The sequence below is a fragment of the Butyricicoccus faecihominis genome (assembly GCF_014648015.1).
Taxonomy (GTDB): Bacteria; Bacillota; Clostridia; order Oscillospirales; family Butyricicoccaceae; genus Agathobaculum; species Agathobaculum butyriciproducens.
This window is the reverse complement of record NZ_BMQH01000012.1, coordinates 67345-89072: the sequence shown is the minus strand read 5'-3', so window position 1 is coordinate 89072 and position 21728 is coordinate 67345. Positions and strand designations below refer to the sequence as shown.

The window sequence follows — 21728 nt, the reverse complement described above, 5'->3', positions numbered from 1 at the left end:
ATACTGTTAAAGGAGGACAACACCATGAAAACCAACATTATTGTCAGCGTATTGCGTGTAAAAGGATACTGGCATCTGCGCGTCAAATATACCGAGAACGGTCAACCGATCCGCTATCAGATGAGTACCTCTATATCAACCGATCAGCCCATGCAGAAGGTGGAGCTGGCGCGCCGCCGTATGCTGTCCGAGTTGTACGAACTTAACCGCGTGGATGCGTTGTGCGAAAAGTGGAAACTGTCACCAGAGATGCGCTATCAGCCTGTATCCATCTGGTTAAATCGCTGGCTGTCGGAACGCTGCGAATCAATTGCAGAGCGAACTTATGACCGCTACGCAATAATCGTTCAGCACGCCTGCCAATTCTTTGATGAAAAGGGATTAACGCTGTATTCTGTATCACCACTGGCACTGGAGGAATATCGCGATGCCATGCTTGCCTATGGTTATTCTTCCCGAACCATACAGGCGCATTTCGTACTGCTGCGAGCAGCATTTGACACCGCTTGCCATTGCGGACTCAATCGCAGCAATCCGATTTGCGGTGTGCAACTGCCTCACGTAGAGCGTAATATTCCGCGTCCTTACTCAATAGACGAACAATGTTGCTTGCTAAACGCGTTACAGGGGACGGGTCTGCATCTTCCGGTACTGCTGGCGCTCCTGTATGGATTGCGCAAAGGCGAAGTATGTGGCCTGTGCTGGGATGACATCGATTGGGAGAATAAGCTGCTCTATGTGCGGCACAATGCCATGCTGGTGCATGATGAGGCCGGTCGCGGACGTGTTGTTTGCAGCGATAAACTGAAAACGCAGTCCAGCTATCGCTTCTTTCCGCTTCATCCGCAGGTCGAGCAGCTTCTGCGTGCCAGGCAGCCGCACCGACTTTCCGGTCCCGTGTTTGAAGGACGGTATGGAGGTCCGCTCAGTCCGTCCAGTCTGGGCAGTAAATTTCGGCGTTTCTTAAAGGATAACCATCTGCGTCATATCCGGTTCCACGATCTGCGTCATACCTGCGCAACCAGTCTGGCTCAACGCGGCTGTGAGATCACGGATATTCAGGCCTATATGGGGCATTCCAATCCCAGCACTACGTCACGCTACATACACCCGGAGATCAACGAAAATGCCCGCAGCTTGCAGCGTTTGGAGAAAGCACTGGCCTGTGTCAGCTAAGACCGCTTTCAAAGCCGAAAATAGCTGTATTCTGAAGCAATGCACACTGTTTATCGTATGTCTGATTCTCTGATTGCAGGAACAGCGGCACCGCCAAGCGGCTTGCCAAAGACGCAATATGTTGCTCTGCCGTATGAGTCAGTTTGTCATCGTATCGAATAATAACTGCGTGAACGCAGTCTTGTGCAAGCCAGAAACTGACACTGCTCAGCGCATCGAGTGTATCTGCTTCTAAATCCTTGCAACGAACGCACGCCAGAACAGAAAAATCCTCACCGCATTTTTCAATCATGTGCCGGATTGGATTTTTGTACTGCATCACGTATCGTTCACTCAGTGCAGCATGAATTGCCTCTGCGTCTCGCGCATTATCGGCAATGCCAGTATAAACTGTATATTCCGGGAGCGCTACTCCTGAAAAGCCGCTTTGCATAGCCTGCAAGGCGGTTTTTGTATATTCCGCTGCCCAGTCAGTAGAAGAAGGCTGCATCTGATAAACTGCCTCTATAAAATGAGAACACACTTCAGATATGTATTCCCCGCACTGATCCAACGCCTTTCCTTCCATAACGGCTAAATAGCTCTTTTGCGCAATTTCTGACGGCGTCGGAAGTTTTCCTTGTAGCAAATCCACTCTGCATAGAACACGCCCGTAAATCTTCAGCGGTCCAACCTTGATTTTGTCGGTTATACGCTTAATACGGAACATCTCTTTGTGTTCCTCAAAGAAATGTTTCCACATGCGTTCAAGAGCTTCTCGCATGACCCACTGATCAAACAGCTGCATACTTGATTCCATCAAATCTCTCGAAAGTGTATGTGCAGCCCGCTCTAGGGACATTCGGTAGATTGTTAAGCGCAGCAAATCCTGATTTTCCGCAGATTTTCCTGCAAAATCGGAAAGTTCTTTGTGCTGAACAATATATGAATCAATGCATCCGATTGGATTTCCGTTTTGTCTGATCAGTGCCTCTCGGACGATATTCTTGCATACCCCTAAAGGTAGATTCTTCCTGCGTGAGACCGGCAGCCGCCCTTGCGACTCACGCAAGAAAGTTAATGCTGCGTTGTCACTTCGTTTCATGTTATAAAATTCGTCCGCTTGTTCGAGCGTCACTGTCAACGGCTTATTGGACGGCATCTGTTTCCACAGTTCACCATCCATCGAGTGCAGCGCATCGTATAGCGGACGATACAGACGATACAGCGGAACGCGTGTTTCTAAGGTCACACCGGTAATGCCGGTGTCTGTGTACAGATGAAAATTTGTTCTCAAACACTTTTGCAGCAAATACTGACAAAATACTTTATCTGTGACAAACGTACTGCGGGTGGAGATGACCTTATCCCAATTAACGATGTTAAGCCATTTTGATACTTCCGCTTGTGTGGGATATTTGAGTTTTATTGGTTTTTTATCGAAATAACAAATCAACTCATCATATAGCGTGCATTTATATGCAGTCAAGCAATCAGACTTTCGTTCTTCACTCTGCCAGCACGACATATTCAATTTTAGCACAGCATCGCCGGAGAAATCCGCTTTCTTTGCAGAATCCTCAAATAGATAAGTCTTCTGCTGATATAATGGATCGGCATATGCCACAAACAGATGCCACAGATATATCGGTGCAAGTTGCGGAATAGCACCCATCATCATTTCTTTATAGGCGCTATCAAAGAATCGATAGACCACATTATCCGCATAGCTGTGCAATAGTTCTTTTAGTCGTCCTTGCAGTTTTCGTAGTTGACTTGGCGAATATTGGCTTGTTGCATACCGTAGATTCGACAAAGCGGCATCTTGCGATTTATTACTATTAAGGCGCGGATCTATATTGCTGCCATCATCCTTCCACTGTTTATAAAATTTCCCCAGAGCGACGCAGGGTTTGACATTACTGTTATCTGTTTTATGGAACAGTTCAGGATAGTCTGCTTCCAACTTTACTAATTGCACCACATATTCGGACATCTTCCCTACATCTAATGGGGTTATCTTTTCTGTCGGTTCGCTCACTTCTACATCGGATTTGAGCAAAGCCAAGAATTTCTTTTCAATCTCACGCAACCGTAGTAATCCTTCCACATATTGTTTTAGGTTTTGCTCTCGGTTGGGGAGTGTTGCTCCTACCTGAATTTCACAAGCAGTGCTATGCGTTTTTGCATAAAACAAAAGGAACAGATGGTAAAGATCTAAAACAAAATCATCTGGCGCCACTATATCAGACGGCTTATAAACTATACGCGGTGTAAGGCGTTCTGCCAATTCTATCTGTTTTAGATTATGTGCTTGTTCGTTGTATTGAATGAGTTCTGGATAGAGCTTATAGATCTCCCGCCGTTCTGCCCATTCGACGAGCTCACAGACTCGTTCTTTCAGGTCAAATCGGTCCAGCTCCTCGCCAATCCAAGGCAGAGACGGCTGTTCCCACAGATAATTAAATACCGTATCGTCCGCAACGGATGCGAACTCGAATATCGTGTTGCCGTAGCTGGCATACAGCATCAGAATGTCCTCAATGATCAACCGGTACGATTCTAGGTCATCTGGCCTTCCATCAATCGTGAGCTTGTCGGGGTGGTGCAATAAATAGTTTAATGTCACAAAGAAAGAGAACGGATTATCACAGGGCAGTTTCATTAGCCCACATGTGGCGAAAAAGCTATGTAACTGGTCTAACACATAACGCACACCGCGGTGCTGCTCAAATTCAAAAATATCATCCTTGACGGCTGTAATCGTTTCCGATTGCGGCCGTTCTTCTTTTCGATCCAGTGTCAGCAAAATTTTAACTTCCCCCGTAAGTGTGTAGCTACAATGCCAGAAAACCGCACAGACAATCATCGGTATATCGTGCTATTATATTCACACAAAATCAAACAAATCGTGCACGATTTTTAATACATATCGATCATAACACAACTTTTCCACCTTGTAAAGGAGGATGATATGAAAAGAAAGAAACCAATCGTGACCGGTACGCTGCAGCAGAAAGCCGACCGGTATTATCTGGTGTTCCGCATCCCCGACAGCAGCGGCAAGCTGAAGCAAAAATGGATCAGCACCGGTCTGCCCGTCAAGGGAAATCAGCGCCGCGCGAAGCAGCTGCTCGACGCGAAGCTGGTTGAGTTGCAGGCCGATTACGACCGCCGCTCCCGCCAAGCCGGCTGGTCCGTGGCCGAAGTCGGTGAGGTACCGTTCGACGAGGTCGTCCGCCGCTGGATGACGCGCAAGCGCTCCGAGGTGGCACCTTCCACCTTCGAGGGATATGAACATATCACCGCCCGCTTACTGCCCTACTTCCGCAAGCTCGACCTGACGATGGACGAGATCTCGCCCACCGTTCTGGAAAGCTACTGCGAATTTTTGAGCGATGCAGGCCTGTCCGCGAACACTGTTCAGCACCATCTGACGTTAATCAGGTCGGTGTTCAACGATGAGATCCGCAACGGCGCACCCATTTTAAACCCCGTAAAGTGCGTTAAAGCACCTCGTGTTGAGACATTCCAGGGCGAAACACTCTCCGTGGAGCAGATTGGACAGCTGTTCCGGCTGTTCGAGGGCGACCCGATTGAGGATATCGTCCACATTGGAGTCATCTACGGCCTGCGCCGCAGCGAGATCCTCGGACTCCGCTGGGAGGACATCAACCGGGAGACGAACACACTCCATATCCGGCACAAGGTCGCAGAGGTTCGGATCAACGGTAAACGCCAGCTGATCCGCAGCAACAACCTGAAGACCGAGGCAAGTCGCCGCGCGTTCCCACTATCTTCCGACATTCGGCAACGGTTAGAGCATAGACAAGCGCGGATTGCGCAAAACCAAGCGAGCAACCGCTGGTATAGTCAGTCTGATGCCGCCTACATCTTTGTAGACGCCAACGGCAAATTACTCTCGCCGGAGTACGTCACTGACCATTTTCGCTGGAAAATCGCACACAGCGACCTGCCAAAAGTGCGATTCCACGACTTGCGGCATACTTGCGCTACGCTTCTGCTGCACGAAGGTTGTAGTCTGCGCGAAATCCAGAGTTATCTGGGGCATGCCTCTTACCTGACCACTACGCGTTACGCGCACGTCGATGCCCGCAGTAAGGAGCATGCACTCGAAATCATGAGTGCAGCACTTATGACGGGCGAAAACAACTAAAAAGGGAGAAGTTCTCCCTTTTTTATAAATGGAAGGAAGGTAATTATGAAATTCAAGAAAATTCGAAATTTGGTCAAAAAACTGGTTCAGCAGATGCTCGGTAACGAACCGTTCCAGTTTACCATCCCGAAGAATTTCAAGCAGAATTTTCTCGGCGAACGGTTCACCGATAAGCAGCAGGAGATCATTGCTGACTGGGCCTCAGCTGCACGCAACCAAACTAATCATACGGACAAACTCCATGCCGGTAAACGCAGTCTGTCCGATCATGGAGATACCTACTTGGAGATGTTGCCGCTTCCGGCGCCCAATGTGATCGTCATGCTCGATGATCGCCTGATTCGGTATGAAGTAGAGGCATTTCTGTACAAAAAAGGGATATTTCTGTCACTATCGCAAGCTGCAGTGAGTGAAAACGGCATCGGCATTGCCGGCATCAATATGTCCGGAAAGGAACGGAGCATGGTGCAGCAGTTCCGGCAGTTGACTGCTCGCAAGTTCCTCAAAGATCCCATATATATCGACCGCACCAGCCGTTGGAACGAACAGCTTACGTGCAACACGCGAGCCTGCATTGTACCTTCTACAGAACAGATTACAGCCGCCCTCCGCGAAACGCCCATCGCGATCGTGTGGGCCATGCACGCCGCGGTTCTTGCATCCTTGATGCCGCTGCTGGAGGAGGATGCTAAGCCGTTTTTTTACCCGGCACTGCGGCTTAGCGAGAACGAGACAGCGGCTGAAATGCAGCATGATCTGCTCCGTAATGTCCTCGGTGGTTTCACTTTTGGCCGCAGTGATGGCCAGAGCGCCGTCCGCCTCCTTGAGATTTCGCTTCAGGAGAAAAAAGACATCCAGACGCTGGAGAAGGTCAATGGCCTGCCGGTATTGGTCAATCTGGACAGCGAGCCGGTGCAGCGCGAGCTGACTCGCGCCATTCAGAACAGGCATCTCGAACTCCTTTCATTTGGCATTGCTAAGCATCCGCTGAACACTCTGCCGGTTATAGTCGGCGATGCCCTACCTGCCGAGAACACGATCTTCGCACTGGACTGGCCGACCTTCGAGAACGTCAATCCCGAGCACATCGCTGTCCTCCGCAATGCATTCGGGTCGCTGATGAAAAGCGCCGAGCATTTAGCTGCGTACATCAGCGCACACATCGAGCGGCTTTCCCTCGACGGTGTTCACTACGAGCAGGCGTATTTGTGGGTTGTTGCTCGGGAGCTAGATGACGGGCTGTTCGGTGTCACTGAACATACCGGCCCCCTGACCGACTGGACGCAGCGCCTTATCGCAACTCGCGAGGATCAGCAGGCCGAGCGTCAGCGCCGATTCGCCATGGCGCTCGACATCGTCCGCGACACGGCTCAGTACGCCTCCCTCATCGCGCCGGACGCCTCGGAGATGACCCCGGAGCAGCTGGGCTTCCGTTACACCGACAGCCAGGGAGATACCTTCATTGCGTTCGAGCTGAAGGAAGATTTTCCAAAATTTATGACGCGGCGGCTTGGTCTGTGGGCAGGTGACTCCGTCGAGTTCCGCCGCTACCTGGTCCAGAATGGCATCATGAAAACCGTCTCGAAGAACGTCCGCGGTCGTTCGCGGGATTCCATCTCCCACGCCTTGATTTGTCTGTCAATCGACTGTGAAACAGACGAATAATCACTTCACACCGTAAAACCGAAACATTTTACCCCTATTAAAAATTAGGAAAACCGGTTCAAAATCGGCTTTGCGGCTTTCAGCTGCGCGTGCAGATTGTGAGGCTGTGAAGCCGTTTTGGCCGGTCCGTCAGTCCCGTATTATAACTATATAAAAAAAGGAGACAAAAAACATGGAGTTAAAAAAAGCCCTTCACGCACTCAGCATCGAAGCCCTGCGTTCCTTCCAGGAGGAGGCCCTGAACACTCTGCTTGCTGACCGCAGCCTGCTGACGTTGATGCCGACCTCGGCTGGAAAATCGTTAATTTTTACCAGCTTCGCTATGGTGCAGGAACGTCTGACGATCGTCATCGAACCACACCTTGCGCTCGAGCTCGACCAGGTTCGGCAGCTGCAGGACAAGGGCGTTGCCGCCGCCTGCCTAAATAGCCTTCAGTCCTCGGCCGAGCGAAAATCTGTCCTCGCGCGCATCGAGCAGGGCGAGCTGCTGCTCTTGTTCGTCACCCCCGAAATGCTGCAAAACCGCAAGGTACAGACGGCACTCCGTCAGGCTGACCCGGCAGGCATCATGATCGACGAGGCGCACTGCGTCTGCCAACAGGGGCCCGGATTTCGCGAGGACTACCTGCGCATTCGTGAATTCGTACAGAGCCTCCCGACGCCTCCGGTCGTTGGCGCATTTACGGCAACCGCCACGCCGACCACCGAGCGGTACATCCTCGAACAGCTGGGCATCGAGGACGCACATGTTATCCGCGGCGGTGTGACGCGCGACAACATCGAGCTGCGTGTGATCGAGGTCGGGCACGGTCTGGGCGGCCGCAAGGCCTCCGACCTTATCGAGCTGCGCAAGCGCGAGATCATCTGCAAAAAGCTCCGACAGCGCAAGGGCGATCGCGTCATTATATACACTAACACCATCGACCGCGTGGAAAAGCTGCACCGATACCTGTGCAAGCAAGGTTTTAAGGCCGAGTTTTATCACGGCAAGTGCGAGGATAAGCCTGTCCGTTTGGAGCGCTTCGCCAGCGGAAAAGTTAAGGTGATGGTGGCCACCAACGCCTTCGGTCTGGGTGTCAATATTCCCGATATTAGGCTTGTTATCCACCATGCGCCGCTTATCGGTCTGGACGATTATACGCAGGAGGCCGGCCGAGCGGGACGCGACGGCAAAAAGTCCACTGCACTGCTGCTCTGGCACGAGTACGATTTTACCATCAACCGCCGCCTCATCAAGGAAAATCAGCTGGAGCTCAAAGGAGCCGAACTCAAGGAGCGCCTGCATGCGCTCGAGGCTCTGCATGACTACGCCTGCGAAAATCACAAATGCCGTTGGGGCATGATTCGCGAATTTTTTGGCGAGAAGTCCGGCAAACGCTGCAAAAAGCGCTGCGACAACTGTAAAAACAGATAAACAAAACCGCTCGACTGCGCTTTAGTCGAGCGGTTTATTCTTGTTCCTGATTTCGGTCATGGCAGACTGACACTTCTCTATTTCCACAGTCATTATACCACAACTGCCGACTTACCTCTGTCTAAAAATCTATTGGAAATTCGATTTGTTAGAAATCTGTTAGAAAGACTTTCCGGACACTCAAAATCTGTAACAAAAAAGCACCGTATCTTGCCGATACCGTGCTTTCTCATGGTGCCGCCAGCCGGAATCGAACCGGCACGGGTTTAACTCCGGGGGATTTTAAGTCCCCTGCGTCTACCAGTTCCGCCATGGCGGCGTGTAAATATTATACCAGAATGGATTCGGTCTGTCAAACATGTGCGCCGCCGGTTTGAGGATTTTTCAATCCCGCCTCTGCTGCTTTCCTGTTGCGTCCTTCCGGAAAAAGCTATACAATAAATATAACAGTTCTCCTGTACAGAAACGCGCATACGGTACGCGTTCCATGCGTTCCGGCTATGCATTTGACGTACCAATTCGATGTCAGAGAAAAAATTTTTGAAACATGCGGAACAAACCATACGGAACAAACGTCTAAGCTAATATATGGTAATGGCCCCACCGCAGCAGCGGCCGTGCTGTCGATGGCATTCGTTATTGTCATATACAGGATAGAGAGTATAAGCATTAACAGTGAAAAGGAGGAAAAAATATGAAACGGTTTCAGAAGGCGTTACTCGGTGTTGTGGTGAGCGGTGCATTGCTGTTCTCGGCGCAGGCGGCGGAACTGTCCAGTTCGGCACAGGATACGCTGCAATCGGCTATGACTAAGGTTCAGCAGGAGATCAAGGATTACGGTCAGTTGAAAACACTCGGCTTTACCGGTGAAAACTGTGAAATTATCCTCTCGAACCTCAACGCGAAACAGTATTTGGTTAACCTAACAGCTGACAGCACACACAAGTATGGTATTCTGGACAAAACGACCGGCAAGCTGGTTGTTCCTGTGGAGTACGATTATTACATTGCGCTTGACGGCACGGAAACACTGGTTAGCCAGTACGACGCTGATCATCACCCCAGCTACTGGTTCGCCGATGAAACCGGCAAACTGACGCCGATGAAGCTGCCGTCCGGTTATGAGCTTGCGACGTATGAGCCAAACAGCAATGTGTTCGTGCTCTTCAAAAACGCGAAAAAGCCGGTATATGACCCGTATTCCGGCGATGGTCCGGCTACGCTGATTGAAGATGTCACCTTCTTTGCTCTGGCCGACAGAGACATGAACATCATCCTCGATGACATCGACATGGTACCGGATTGGTACGCCGATTTCTTCATCGCAAAGACCGGCAGCACAAAGTGGGAACGTGTTGGCAAGGCAGGCGCGGACGGCAACGGCACCTGCGGTCTGTTTGACCCGAAAACCGGAAAATTTGTCGGCAAGCATGATTTTAACCAGATTTTCTGGTACGATCAGCACTTTATCGGCACACGCAGCAGAGGCACAAAATCTTATCTGCTGGATGGCAAGGGCGGCGAAACCCTGCTGCCCGCAAACGTCAAGGAGTACAGCAGCTGGGCCAAGACCGAAGTAGCTGCCGCAGAAGAGCACGGTCTCATCGAGTCGTTCTCCTATCCCAAGCTGGACATTACCCGCGAAAACTTCACCATGCTGGCGATGAACCTGTACAACAAGATCTATCCCAACAAGGAGATTCCGGCTCCGGAAACCAAGTTCGCCGACTGCAGTGACGACCCGAACGTGAACAATGCCGCCGCACTCGGCATTGTCACCGGCTACGAGGACGGCACCTTCCGTCCGTACAAGACCATCTCCCGCCAGGAGGCGGCCACCATGCTCGACCGCCTGTACGCAGCACTCGGCGGCCAGACCGAGTTGATCGCCGACCCTGCCTACGCCGATGATGCACAGCTTGGGGACTGGGCACGCGGCAGCGTTTACGCCATGCGCCAGACCGGCATCATGCAGGGCAAGGAAAATAATCGGTTCTGCCCAACCGACGGCTACACCGCAGAGCAGTCCATTGTGACCATCGAGCGCATGTATCAAATCATCAAATAACCAGCCATACAAAAAAGGACTTCGTTTTGACGAAGTCCTTTTGCTTACTCATAACGTCCCATGAAAATCTCGGTTACGATGCCGTTTTCGATGGTGACACGCAGCAGGTCCACCATCGTTTCGTCCCGTGCGTCCGGCGAGCCGTACAGATCGAGGAACCGTGCTTCGCTGTCTCCGACACGCAGTCCGCGCACGGTTTTGTGCCGCCAGAACAGCCACCGGCGGGTCAGTGGAATTTCATCCGGTGCCTCGGTGATGATAATGCGGTTGCGGCTCTTATCCCACCGTATCTGCGGAATGTGGCTGTCCCACAGGTACGAAAACGGCGTGTACAATACGCCATTCCGTTCCACACCGGAGACAGCGGTCTCAGCACTGTGCAGTGTGTAGGTTTTGCCGTCTGTCGTACCGCCAAGGCGCTCAACGATCTCTTTCAGCGGCACATACGGCTCGTTTTTGTACAGAATAACCGGATTCTCCAGCGTAATCGGCTCTCCGTTCTGCAGAGCTTCCCTGCTGCCGATTTCTATGCTGAGCGACGTGTTCGTCCGCTCCAGATAGCCGATTCGCCAGACCGCCAGTCCAATCGCAAGCACAAGCGCCAGCAGCGGCAGCCAGTATTTTTTCACAATACGCATGATTTTCCTCCCTGATTACGCCTTCTGCGTCATGCGCAGCATAATGACGAGCGTCTGCTCGATGGTGCAGCCATCCTTCGGGCAGAATTTGCTACCGCTCTTGCCCTGCAGGATGCCGCCCTGCTGCATCGGTAAACCGAATTCTTCGTCCAAAGGCCGATACTGCGTTGTCGGCATAGATTTTCGCAGAATTTTCGCTCGAAACCGTGCCGTACAGCACGTTGTACAGTCGATGCAGAATCACTGTTGCCTCCTGATGCGAAAGCTCGCGCGTCAGCTGAAACGTGCCATTCTCGCAGCCGGTGACGATGCCGAGCGATGCGATATCTGCATCGGCATACAGCCGCACAGCACGAGCGCGGACAGCATAACCATTCGTTTTTTCATGCTCCCTATCCCCTTGCCAAATGAATTTATATACAATATATAGTATATAACCATTCTGCCCCTGTCAACTGTGACACGAAAATAAGTTTTTTGAGAGAACTTTGTCTCACTTCCCCCGTCTACCGGTTATAGTAAGTGAAGAACCTCACAGGCAGGAGGTATTTTTATGAAAAACGGCGTTATTTGTGTGCAGCCGCGCTGATCGCGGGCAGCATGACGGCGGGAGTCGGTGCTGCAAGCGATAAACCAAACGCCGATGATACCCAGCTTGGCGATTGGGCACGCAGCAGCGTGTATGCGATGCGCGAGATCGGCATTATGCCAGGCAAGGAGAATAACCGATTCCGTCCTAAGGATGGGTATACGCAGGAGCAGGCTGTTGTAACGGTGGAACGGGCGGTTTCAGGCTGTGAAGCAATATTAAAATTATTTTTTTCTGTTGATTTTTCGGTACATATTCCGCCGCAGATATCCAGTTTGTGGATGTTTGCGGCGGTTTTGTTTTTGCGAAATTGTTGCATACACCGTCTATTTTCCGGCATTTTCAGGTGTTTAAAGTCTTTTTGCGATTTTCCCGCGAATCTCAAAAAGGTTCTTGCACTGGTACTGGCGTTTGCTTGCGCATTCACCATGTTTGCTGGTGCAGCGTTCACGGATTCGGCCGACATTAAGGCTACCGAAGCTGTGGACACTCTTACTGCCCTCGGCGTAATCGACGGTTTTGAGGACGGCTCTTTCCAGCCGAACGGTACCGTTACCCGCGCTCAGATGGCAAAAATGATCTATGTTGCTCGTACGGGCAGCACCAATGCAGATTCCTACAAGTCTGCTACCACTTCTTTCACTGATATCGGCTCTCACTGGGCTGCTGGCTACATCAAGTACTGCCAGGCTAACAACATCATCGCTGGTAAGTCCGCTACCAAGTTCGTTCCGGACGCAACCGTAACTGGTGTTGAGGCTGCCAAGATGCTGCTCGTAACCATGGGTTACCAGCCGGCTAAGTGCGGTCTGACCGGCGCAGGCTGGGATCAGAAGACCATCGGTCTGGCTTCCGAGAACAAGCTGTTGGACGATGTTAATGCAGACCTGTACTCCGCTCTGCCGCGTCAGTACGCTGCACAGATCATCTACAACACCCTGAATGCAGACCGTGTTGTATGGTCCACCGATGCAAACGGCTTTGACTGGTACACCGACCGCGGTGGTAACCGTGAGACCGTTGGTGAGAAGTACCTCGATCTGACCACCTACGAAGCTACCCTGACTGCTACCGGCAAGTGGGGCACTTCCAAGGATCATATGATCATTAACACTATCAAGAAGATCAACAACAACAGCCTGTCTACTCCGGCTGGTCCGAAGACCCTTGACTTCTCCGAGGATCTGTCCGACATGATGTATCAGCGCGTTAAGGTTATGACCGGCAAGAACGACAAGGTTCTGGGCGTTTACACCCTGGATGACTCTGTTGTAACCGCTAACACTGCTGACGTTGGTACCGATGGCGCTAAGATCAAGATCGACGGCACCAAGTACTCTCTGAACGGCGACAAGGTTACCGTTTATGAGAACGGCGCTAACAAGGGTCAGATGACCGCTTCTGATTTCAAGTCCGCTTACCAGTACACCGGTTCTGTTGTAACCTTCTCTGACGCTGCTGACGCTGGCAAGTTCGACACCGCAGTTGTAGTTAAGCCGACCGTAGGCAAGGTTACCTCTGTTTCTTCTGCTTCCATCGTTGCTGGCGGCAAGACCTACAAGTTCGCTGACGACAACATCGTTGACGGCCTGAAGAAGGACGACTACGCTGTAGTTGTTCCGAATCTGTTCAACGACAACAACGACATCACCAAGGCTGACATTGTTGAAGGCGCTTACAATGGCGTTAAGTCTCACGAAGTTCGCGTAGCAAGCAACTGGTACAAGACTTCCGAAGCTACTGCTACTCTGATGAGCGGCATCTCTTCCGGCAACACTGTTCAGCTGTTCGTAGCAAACGGCGTTGCATTCGACGCTAAGAAGATCACTGGCACTGGTTCCGGCGAGCCGGATATGGCTCTGGTTGTTGATACCGGCTCCTTCAAGCAGGTTCGCGTAATGTTTGCTGACGGCACTGTTAAGACCGTTGATGTTGACGGTACTAACCCGACCGCAGGCACTCTGTACGAGTACACCGTTAAGGAAGGCAAGTACAAGTTTGTGACGCCGACCGGCAATGTTGACTACACCTACGTTTCTTCTGCTGTTCTGAATCAGGCGGACGGCACTACCGCAGCCGACACCACTCACAGCGTCGAAAAGTTTGGCACCAATGCGATCGATGATAATGCTGTTGTATTCGTATACAGCGCCAACGAAACCGACGCTAAGAAGATCACCGGCAAGCAGCTGAAGACTATGAAGGTTGGTTCTGGCGCACTGGTAGGCACCGCTGTTGGTTACACCTCCAAGGTAAACGGTATGACCAAGGCTACCTACGTTGCAGTTAAGATGGCTACCGGCACTAACCTGCCGAACAACTTCGACACCAACGACAACTACGGCTACATTGTTAAGGACGCATACAAGGACGGCGACTACTCCGTATACAAGGTATGGACCGGCACTGAGACCGTAGAGGTTCGTGAGGAAGTTACCTACAACTCCACCGAAACCCACAAGGACGCTCGTCTGAAGGGTGACGTAATCGGTTACAGCACCATCGAGACCAAGGAAGGCGAGCTGCCGGAGATCAAGGACGTAACCCGTTACTCTCTGGCTGTAGCCGGCACCACTCTGAAGGTTGGCGGCGTAAGCGGCTCTACCTCCAGCAAGGTTGCTATCGACGGCGCTAACGAGTACGACCTGACCAAGGATACCGTTATCCTGAATGTAAACTCTTCTGAGGACACCAAGGATATCGGCCTGACCGGCACCGAGCTGTTCGAGGCTGACGATTACACTGTTGGCTCTGCTACCAAGTACGTTCCGAACGCACTGTACCTGCTGGACGGCGATGACATCGAGATGATCGTTGTTGACGCTAACGTAATCAAGAACACCTACGCTGCTAAGGTTGCTTCTATCGCAGCTGGCGTAACCGTAGAGGATCGCAATGGCGACGCTGTTGAGGCTGGTGACTACGTTGTAGCTAACGAAGTTCTGACTGTTAAGTACACCAACACCACGGCTACTTCTCAGACGATTACTCTGACCAATGCAAAGACTGCTGATAGCAATGATTCCACTACTATCCCGGTTGCTGCTGGCGCAACTGTAAACGCTCTGGTTTACGTTGTTGCAAATACTAACGTAACCTTCGCTGTTGCTTAATTCGTAATTCTGCTTCGGCGTAATTGCAAAAAGAAAACCCCCGAGGAAATTTCCTCGGGGGTTTTCCCTTTCCCGAAAAAATTCGCAAAAATCCAAAAGTTTTTCTTGCAATTTCGGAAAAATCGGCTATTCTATACCTCAAACAAACGGCGAGACGCCGGACAGGAGGTATTTCATAATGGGATTTGAATCATATCGGCAGGGCGCGTTCACGCGGCGTTTGGCGAATCTGCCCGACCAGCCGAACATGCAGGCGGCGGAGCTGAAAACGTACTTTGACTCGTCGCCGGAGGAGCTGCGGCAGGCGCTGAACCGGCTGTGCGACGCGCTGGGTGAGTTCTCGGCGGCGGCTAAACTGGGCTACACCGCGAGTGCGGGCGTGCCGGCGCAGACCGTTCAGGACGCGATCGAAAACGTGCAGAAACAGGTGCGCGACGCGTCAGTGGGCAAGCTGCCGAGCGGCTGCGTGGACGGCGACAAGCTGGCGCAGGACGTGCGCAACCGCCTGACCGCGATTGAGCACGCCGCCGAGTCCGAAACTAACGCGCGCACCGCGGCGGACACCGACCTGCAAAGTGACATGAACACCGTCAAAACCACGCTTACGGTTAAAACTGCGTGCCATTTCGGCACTTATACCGGCGATGGAACCGAAAAACGTACCATCAGCCTTGGCTACCATCCCAAGGCCGTGCTCGTGTTCCGCGAGGGCTGTTACACCGGTTACAGCAGCGCCATTTACGGCGGCCTCGCCTCGGAGGACGTGCCGCTGATGTACGGCGATAGCGTCGGCCTCGGCGTCACCGCTGACGGCTTTCAGCTGCTCAATAGCCGCAACTGCGCCCTCAATTTGAGCGGGTATAAGTATTCGTTTGCCGTTTTTGCGTGAAAAATAGGGAAAACCCCCGAGGAAATTTTCCTCGGGGGTTTTCTTTACTCATTCAGCGGGAGCCAAATGGGTTATTGGATTGTGGCCGGACCACGAATTACCACTGGGTAATGTTGCGGTTTACGTCAACAACTAGAACAGTGATCTGATCGTCGTCGTCGAAGTAAGCCTTTACGTTCGGAGCAGCGTCCTCAGACAGACCAGTGATGGTGTAGCTATCACCAGAGTTGGTGGTGGTGCAGAAGTCGCTGTCGAATGCGTAAGCCAGATCGATGTTGGTGTAATCCAGACCGGTTACGCCCTCAGAATCGTCAGAGTTTACGAACATTACGATAGTATCCTTGCTGTCAACCTTTGCGAACTTCTTGGTGGAACCAGCAGAGGTCATGGTACCGGTGTACTTGCCAGCAACAGTAGCGTCAGCGGTCAGAGTACCGGACATCAGGTTGATGTCGCCAGAAGCTGCATCGTAGTTAGATACGAAGTAGTTGTTATGGTCACGGTCAGCCTTAACGTCAACGTCAGCATCGTTCAGATCGCCGGAATAGGTGATCAGAGCGCCGCTCTTCAGGTTCTTAACAGAGCTATCATCGGTCTTGATGGTAACATTCTCAGAACCATTCCAAGCAGTAACGATGTACTTGGTGCCATCGTTGGTATCCTTAACAACGTCGTCCATAACTACTGCGTAGTTGTCATCGCTGCCGCCGGTGGTGCCCTGCTGCAGGTCGATGAATGCTACCTGAGCGTAGTAGGAGTTGCCGGACTTGTTAGCAACAGCAGCTACATTGCCGATAGCCTTGTTGTAGTCAGCAGCGGTCTTGCCGGAGATTACCTTGTAATCAGCGTCAGTGCCGGAAGCAGTTGCCTTGTACTTAACGAATACAACGCCGGTGGATTCGTAGTACAGACGGGACAGATCGGTGGAGTCCGTCTTCAGACCGTTAGTATCAGCCTGGGTGTAGATCTTCATGTCAGAGGTGCCGTGACCGGTCTTGTCGCTCTGCTTGATGCTGCCGTCGGTCATCAGACCCTTAGTAGCGTCAACGTATGCGTCATAGCCGTTCAGAGCGAACTCGCCCTTATTAGCGTTGTCCTCAATCTCAGCGATACCAACGCGGCTCAGGGTGTAAACATCACCAGATACCTCGTAGGATACCAGAATCGGAGCAGCAGCTACAGAAAGAGCAGAAGCAGTGGTATTCCAAGTAGCTACGTTCGGGTTAGCAGCATTGCCTTCAGAGAACGGCATGATCGGGAAGGACTTGTTGTCCTTGTCGTCCCAGTACTTCTCGATGGTAACGGTCTTCTCAGAGCCGTCAGCAAACAGCATGTGAGCTTCCCACTGAGAACCGGTGCCGCCCTTAGCAGCAGCCTCGATCAGCAGAGCCATGTCATCAACATTGCCTGCAGTGGTGTCGGTGTAGTAAACGTAACCGTTTACAACTACCATGTCAACGTTAGAGCCAGTGTTCGGGCGCTTTACGAAGGAAGTGCCGTTACCAGCCATGGTGTACCAGTTGCCGCCAACGGAAACGCCGTCGTCAGACTTGGTGCCGGTTACCTTGCCGGTAACAACGTCAGCCTTCTCAACCAGGCCATTGCCGGTGCCGTAGTTGCCAGCTGCAGAAACTACAACGTAGTCATCCTTCTTGATGCCATCGTACCAATCCCAATCGTCCTTCTCGAGCTTGGTCTTGGTGATGATGTCGCTGTCGCCCTTCTTGTAGGTTACATTGATGTAGTCAGAGCCTACAGCGGTAACCTTGCCTACAGCGAAGGTCTTAACCTTCAGGATGGAGTAGTTGGAAGTGCCGTCGGTAGCCATCAGGGATACCTCAGAACCCTGCCAGTACTTGGAATCCTCGAACTTAGTGCCAGAAGTCGGCTTGTTGCCGTAAGCATTTACAAAGTCCGGAATAGTAGCCTTGGTAGCGCCAGTTGCCTCAGAGTTAAAGGTGAAACCAGAAGCAGTCTTGTACAGAACGTCGCCGTTTACATAAACGGTCTGCTTAGCGGTTGCAGCCAGATCGTACTTGGTGCCGTCCAGCTTAACCTTAGCGCCGTCCATCTCCAGCTTCTTCAGAACGTTGGACTGCTGGGAGTTGTCGGAAGTTGCGAAAACGCCGTAAACAGTCTTGCGATCCTTGTGAAGAACGGTAACGGTCTTGTAAAGCAGATCAGAGTAATCCTTCTTAACGTCGGTGAACTCGAAGATTGCCTTGCCGGAATCCTTGGACTCGGTGGTGTTATCCCAGTCAACAACAGACGCGGTGGAGTCCAGAGTTACGGTGTAGGTGTCCTTGCCGTTGGTCTTAACAACGTTGGTCAGGGTAGAAGTAGACTTCTTCAGAGACATGTACTTCTCGCCTACGGTCTGGTTGTCATCGCCCAGCAGGGTTACGCTGGTGTAAGCATCGTCGCGCCATACAACGGTCGGGGTGTCGATTGCGTTGTAGATCAGCTGTGCAGCGTACTGACGCGGGCAAGCTGCGGTGAACGAGGTGTTAACATCGTCCAGCAGGCCGTTCTCGTCAGCCAGAGCGTTGGTCTTGGAAGCCCAGCCGGAACCTACCAGGCCAGCCTTCTGAGCGTCATAACCCAGGGTTACGAGCAGCATCTTAGCAGCTTCCTGAGCAGTTACAGATGCGTTCGGCGCAAAGATGGTGTTGCTCTTACCAGCAATGATGCCCAGGGACTGGCAGTACTTGATGTAGCCACGAGCCCAGTGGGAGCCAATGTCGGTGAAAGAGGTCTTGTCATCGTTGTACGCAGAAGCGTCAGAGTTACCGGTACGCAGGACATAGATCATCTTTGCCATCTGCGCACGGGTTACAGTTGCGTTGGGCTGGAAAGAGCCGTCTTCGAAACCTTCGATGACGCCCAGCTCAACCAGAGTGTCCACGACTTCATCCTTGACCTTGATGTCAGCCTGATCCGTGAACGCGGCACCAGCAAACATGGTGAATGCGCAAGCAAACGCCAGTACCAGTGCAAGAACCTTTTTGAGATTCTTCATAGGGGTTTTCCTCCTTAAAATTTTTTGTACGAGTTCTCACTCGTCGTTAAGTATATTACCATAGTCAAACCCATGGGTCAAGCGAAGTTCGCAATCCGTAACATGAGTGTAACATTACTTGTAATATTACGCTGCCGCCTGGCTTGGGGCCAGATCGCAAACCGGCTCTGTACAACGCGGGTTATACCTTATATAATATAGATGCTTGTTTGCGATTGGGATTGGCAGGCAGATGACATCCATAAAATGTAACTTATTTGGGGGATGCGTTTCTCCGAAATGTTACATATTGGATGGATTTTTTGAAATTTCACCCGCGTTTTTCGGGTAATCGCGACTCCGGAGAGAATCTCAAAAAGGTTCTTGCACTGGTACTGGCGTTTGCTTGCGCATTCACCATGTTTGCTGGTGCAGCGTTCACGGATTCGGCTGACATTAAGGTTGACACCGAAGTTGTGGACACTCTGGTATCGCTGGGCGTAGTTAACGGCTACGACGATGGCTCTTTCAAGCCGAACGGTACCGTAACCCGTGCGGAGATGGCGAAGATGATCTACGTTCTGCGCACCGGTAATTCTGACGCTTCTGCGTACAACGACGACAAGACCTCTTTCACCGACATTGGCTCCCACTGGGCTCGCGGCTACATCAAGTACTGCCAGTCTCTGGGCATCATTGCTGGTAAGAGCAACACCAAGTTCGTTCCGAACGAAAAGGTAAGCGCTCAGGAAGCAGCTAAGATGCTGCTCGTAACCCTGGGTTACGACGCTCAGAAGGCTGGTCTGGTAGGCACCGGTTGGGCATCCAAGACCAACGCACTGGCTGACGAGAACGGCCTGCTGGAGGACGTTAACACTTCCTTCACTTCCGCTTGCCCGCGTCAGTACGCTGCACAGCTGATCTACAACACCATTTTTGCTCCGACCGTTGTTCTTCGTGATGGCGTTTACACCAACGAGACCTACACCGGCGCTGACAACAAGACTGTTGGCGAGAAGTACATGGGTCTGAAGACTTCTGTTGGCACTCTGAACGGTGTTGTTAAGGAGTCCAACAAGGACACCTACAAGCTGACCCTGACCATGACCGCGGCTAACAAGAAGGACTCTGACGAATACAAGGGCGACTATGTTTCTTCTTTCACCAAGGTTGCTAAGGATTACTCTGCTCTGACCAACCGTGTTGTTAAGGTTCTGTTCAAGGCTTCTGACGATGTTTACGGTGTATTCACGACCGACGACAGCTCTGTTCTGAACGGCGTTGTTAACGATTACGAAATCAGCAGCAACAAGCTGAAGTATGACGGCACCAAGTACACCATCCTGAATCAGGGTGTAACCACTGGTAATGACCAGGAAGCTAAGGTAACTGAGGATAACACCGCTACTCAGAAGACCATCACCAATTATGTAACTGACGCAACTGCAGCAACCAAGGCAGCTGACGTTAAGACCGTTCTGAATGATGACGACAAGGTTATCAGCATGGACGTTACCAAGTACATGGTTGGTAAGGTTTCCTACGTTGGCAAGGATTATGTAAACGTTGTTTACAAGGCAGGCTTCGGCGTTGCAAACTTCTCTGGCTATTCCAAGCTGGACAAGGATTCCTGTAACTCTGACGTTTCCGGTCTGAAGAAGGACGACTACGTTATCATCACCAACAGCAAGGTAAACTCCAAGCTGGACGCTGTTAAGGCTGACGTTGTTGAGGGCAAGATTACTTCTACCCGCGATAACAAGAATGACATTCGTATCGACAACAACTGGTACACCTCTGCACTGGCTTCTGGCGATGCTTCTAAGATTGCGCTGAGCAACACTGTTACTGTAGTAATCAAGAGCGGCTACGTTGTATACGTTGACGACTACAAGATTGGTTCTACCGATGTTGCTCTGATGATTGAAGCTGCTCAGAGCGCAGGCGTTGGAAAGAAGTGGCAGGCTGACCTGCTCTTCGCTGATGGCACTCGCAAGACTGTTGATATCGATGAAGACAAGTCTGATATTCTGGATTCCAACAAGACTGCTCTGGCTTCTGGTGTAACCAACCTGAGCCTGGTAACTTACTCTCAGTCTGGCAGCAAGTATGAGTTGGATAAGATTGTAGCTGTTAACAACAAGTATGCTGGTTACGATCACCACACTCCGATTCCGGCAAGCAGCTATGTTGATGACGGCAAGATTAAGAAGGCTGACAAGTCCACTCTGTCCTACATCAATGCTTCCGCTACCGTATTCGTTAAGTACGGCTCTGATGACTACAAGGTTGTTACCGGCGAAAACATGAAGAACTGGAGCGACAAGAACCTCTTCTCCGGTGATATGCTGACCGATGATTCTGACGGTTATGCATATGCTAAGGTTGCATTCGTAAAGACCGACAAGAATCCGTCCTCTTCTGACAAGACCTACGCTTACATCTTCGGTGTTGAGAACAACGCTAAGGATGCTGACAACAACGAGTACGTTGAGTACAATGTTTGGAACGGCACCGAGGCAACCACTCTGAAGGTTAAGCAGTCCGCTGGTTCTGCTTACGCAGAAGGCACTGTTGTTGAGTATACTCTGGATTCCGACGGCTACGCTGATTGCGACACCTATGTATACAAGACCAACCTGAACCGCGGCGCTCTGACCGGCTTTGCATGGGACGGCAAGGGCAAGGACGGCAATGTAACCATCGCTCGCAATGGCGCTGTTGCTGCTGACCAGACCATCGCTCGTGAGATCGACAAGGACGATACTATGGTACTGTTCGTTGATACCGACGCTCAGACCGGTGTTGCTGATGGCTCTCTCCAGACCGCTATCAAGAACTTCGATGGCGCTGGCAACGTTACCAGCTATAAGAACAACGTAATGTTCTACGCTAAGGACGGCAAGACTCTGGACGTTCTGGTTGTTGACGTTACCAATGAGCTGGATACCGACGTTTACCCGAACTAATCAACCTCTGTTGATTCGCTTCGTCTGAACGGCAAAATCGAAAACCCCCGAGG

12 protein-coding genes, 1 tRNA gene and 1 pseudogene are annotated in these 21728 nt (G+C 51.5%); 9 read left to right on the top strand and 5 right to left on the bottom strand.

Translation table 11 applies throughout. From position 1 onward, the window contains the following. Nucleotides 1–24: 24 nt before the first annotated feature. Nucleotides 25–1176 carry a tyrosine-type recombinase/integrase gene (locus tag IEY11_RS12030; RefSeq protein WP_188886660.1) on the top strand — a complete coding sequence of 384 codons (1152 nt, stop codon included), beginning with the start codon at nt 25–27 and terminating at the stop codon, nt 1174–1176. On the opposite strand, the gene IEY11_RS12025 is transcribed toward IEY11_RS12030, so the two are convergent. After that, entirely contained in the window at nt 1169–3964 is a 2796-nt protein-coding gene (locus IEY11_RS12025) for a hypothetical protein (RefSeq protein ID WP_188886659.1), read from the bottom strand. The two genes, IEY11_RS12030 and IEY11_RS12025, sit on opposite strands and share 8 nt — an antisense overlap. 165 nt (nt 3965–4129) lie before the next feature. On the opposite strand from IEY11_RS12025, the gene IEY11_RS12020 reads away from it, so the two are divergent. From IEY11_RS12020 to IEY11_RS12010, 3 genes are all read left to right on the top strand, one after another. Continuing rightward, nucleotides 4130–5332: a tyrosine-type recombinase/integrase gene (locus tag IEY11_RS12020; RefSeq protein ID WP_188886658.1), complete on the top strand. Its 1203-nt coding sequence runs from the start codon at nt 4130–4132 to the stop codon at nt 5330–5332. 45 nt (nt 5333–5377) lie between these two features. Beyond that, nucleotides 5378–6997, top strand: coding sequence for a hypothetical protein (locus IEY11_RS12015; protein ID WP_188886657.1), 1620 nt, complete (start codon nt 5378–5380; stop codon nt 6995–6997). Nucleotides 6998–7169: 172 nt separating this feature from the next. Continuing rightward, nucleotides 7170–8411 (top strand): RecQ family ATP-dependent DNA helicase, encoded by a 1242-nt coding sequence (locus IEY11_RS12010; protein WP_188886656.1) that lies wholly within the window; start codon nt 7170–7172, stop codon nt 8409–8411. Nucleotides 8412–8643: 232 nt separating this feature from the next. Here the strand turns inward: IEY11_RS12010 and IEY11_RS12005 are convergent. Further along, nucleotides 8644–8730, bottom strand: a tRNA-Leu gene (locus tag IEY11_RS12005). 375 nt (nt 8731–9105) lie between these two features. On the opposite strand from IEY11_RS12005, the gene IEY11_RS12000 reads away from it, so the two are divergent. Continuing rightward, a complete protein-coding gene (locus IEY11_RS12000; protein ID WP_118730003.1) occupies nt 9106–10479 on the top strand; it encodes an S-layer homology domain-containing protein in 1374 nt (457 codons plus the stop codon). A gap of 44 nt (nt 10480–10523) precedes the next feature. Here IEY11_RS12000 and IEY11_RS11995 read toward each other — a convergent pair whose 3' ends face one another. Both IEY11_RS11995 and IEY11_RS11990 read right to left on the bottom strand, forming a co-directional pair. Further along, complete coding sequence (locus tag IEY11_RS11995; RefSeq protein WP_188886655.1) at nt 10524–11117, bottom strand: stalk domain-containing protein; 594 nt, start codon at nt 11115–11117, stop codon at nt 10524–10526. A gap of 15 nt (nt 11118–11132) precedes the next feature. After that, complete coding sequence (locus tag IEY11_RS11990; RefSeq protein ID WP_158578358.1) at nt 11133–11270, bottom strand: hypothetical protein; 138 nt, start codon at nt 11268–11270, stop codon at nt 11133–11135. A 447-nt stretch (nt 11271–11717) separates the two neighbouring features. Between IEY11_RS11990 and IEY11_RS15260 the strand changes: the two are divergent. The 3 genes and pseudogenes from IEY11_RS15260 to IEY11_RS11980 form a co-directional block, all read left to right on the top strand. Then, nucleotides 11718–11834 (top strand): annotated as a pseudogene (locus tag IEY11_RS15260) (hypothetical protein); the annotation flags it as partial. A 300-nt stretch (nt 11835–12134) separates the two neighbouring features. Next, complete coding sequence (locus IEY11_RS11985) at nt 12135–14819, top strand: S-layer homology domain-containing protein (RefSeq protein WP_201309100.1); 2685 nt, start codon at nt 12135–12137, stop codon at nt 14817–14819. A gap of 178 nt (nt 14820–14997) precedes the next feature. Beyond that, entirely contained in the window at nt 14998–15708 is a 711-nt protein-coding gene (locus IEY11_RS11980) for a hypothetical protein (protein ID WP_188886653.1), read from the top strand. 97 nt (nt 15709–15805) lie between these two features. Here IEY11_RS11980 and IEY11_RS11975 read toward each other — a convergent pair whose 3' ends face one another. Continuing rightward, nucleotides 15806–18727: an S-layer homology domain-containing protein gene (locus IEY11_RS11975; protein ID WP_188886652.1), complete on the bottom strand. Its 2922-nt coding sequence runs from the start codon at nt 18725–18727 to the stop codon at nt 15806–15808. A gap of 302 nt (nt 18728–19029) precedes the next feature. Between IEY11_RS11975 and IEY11_RS11970 the strand changes: the two genes are divergently transcribed. Continuing rightward, entirely contained in the window at nt 19030–21675 is a 2646-nt protein-coding gene (locus IEY11_RS11970) for an S-layer homology domain-containing protein (protein WP_188886651.1), read from the top strand. The last annotated feature ends 53 nt before the right edge of the window (nt 21676–21728 follow it).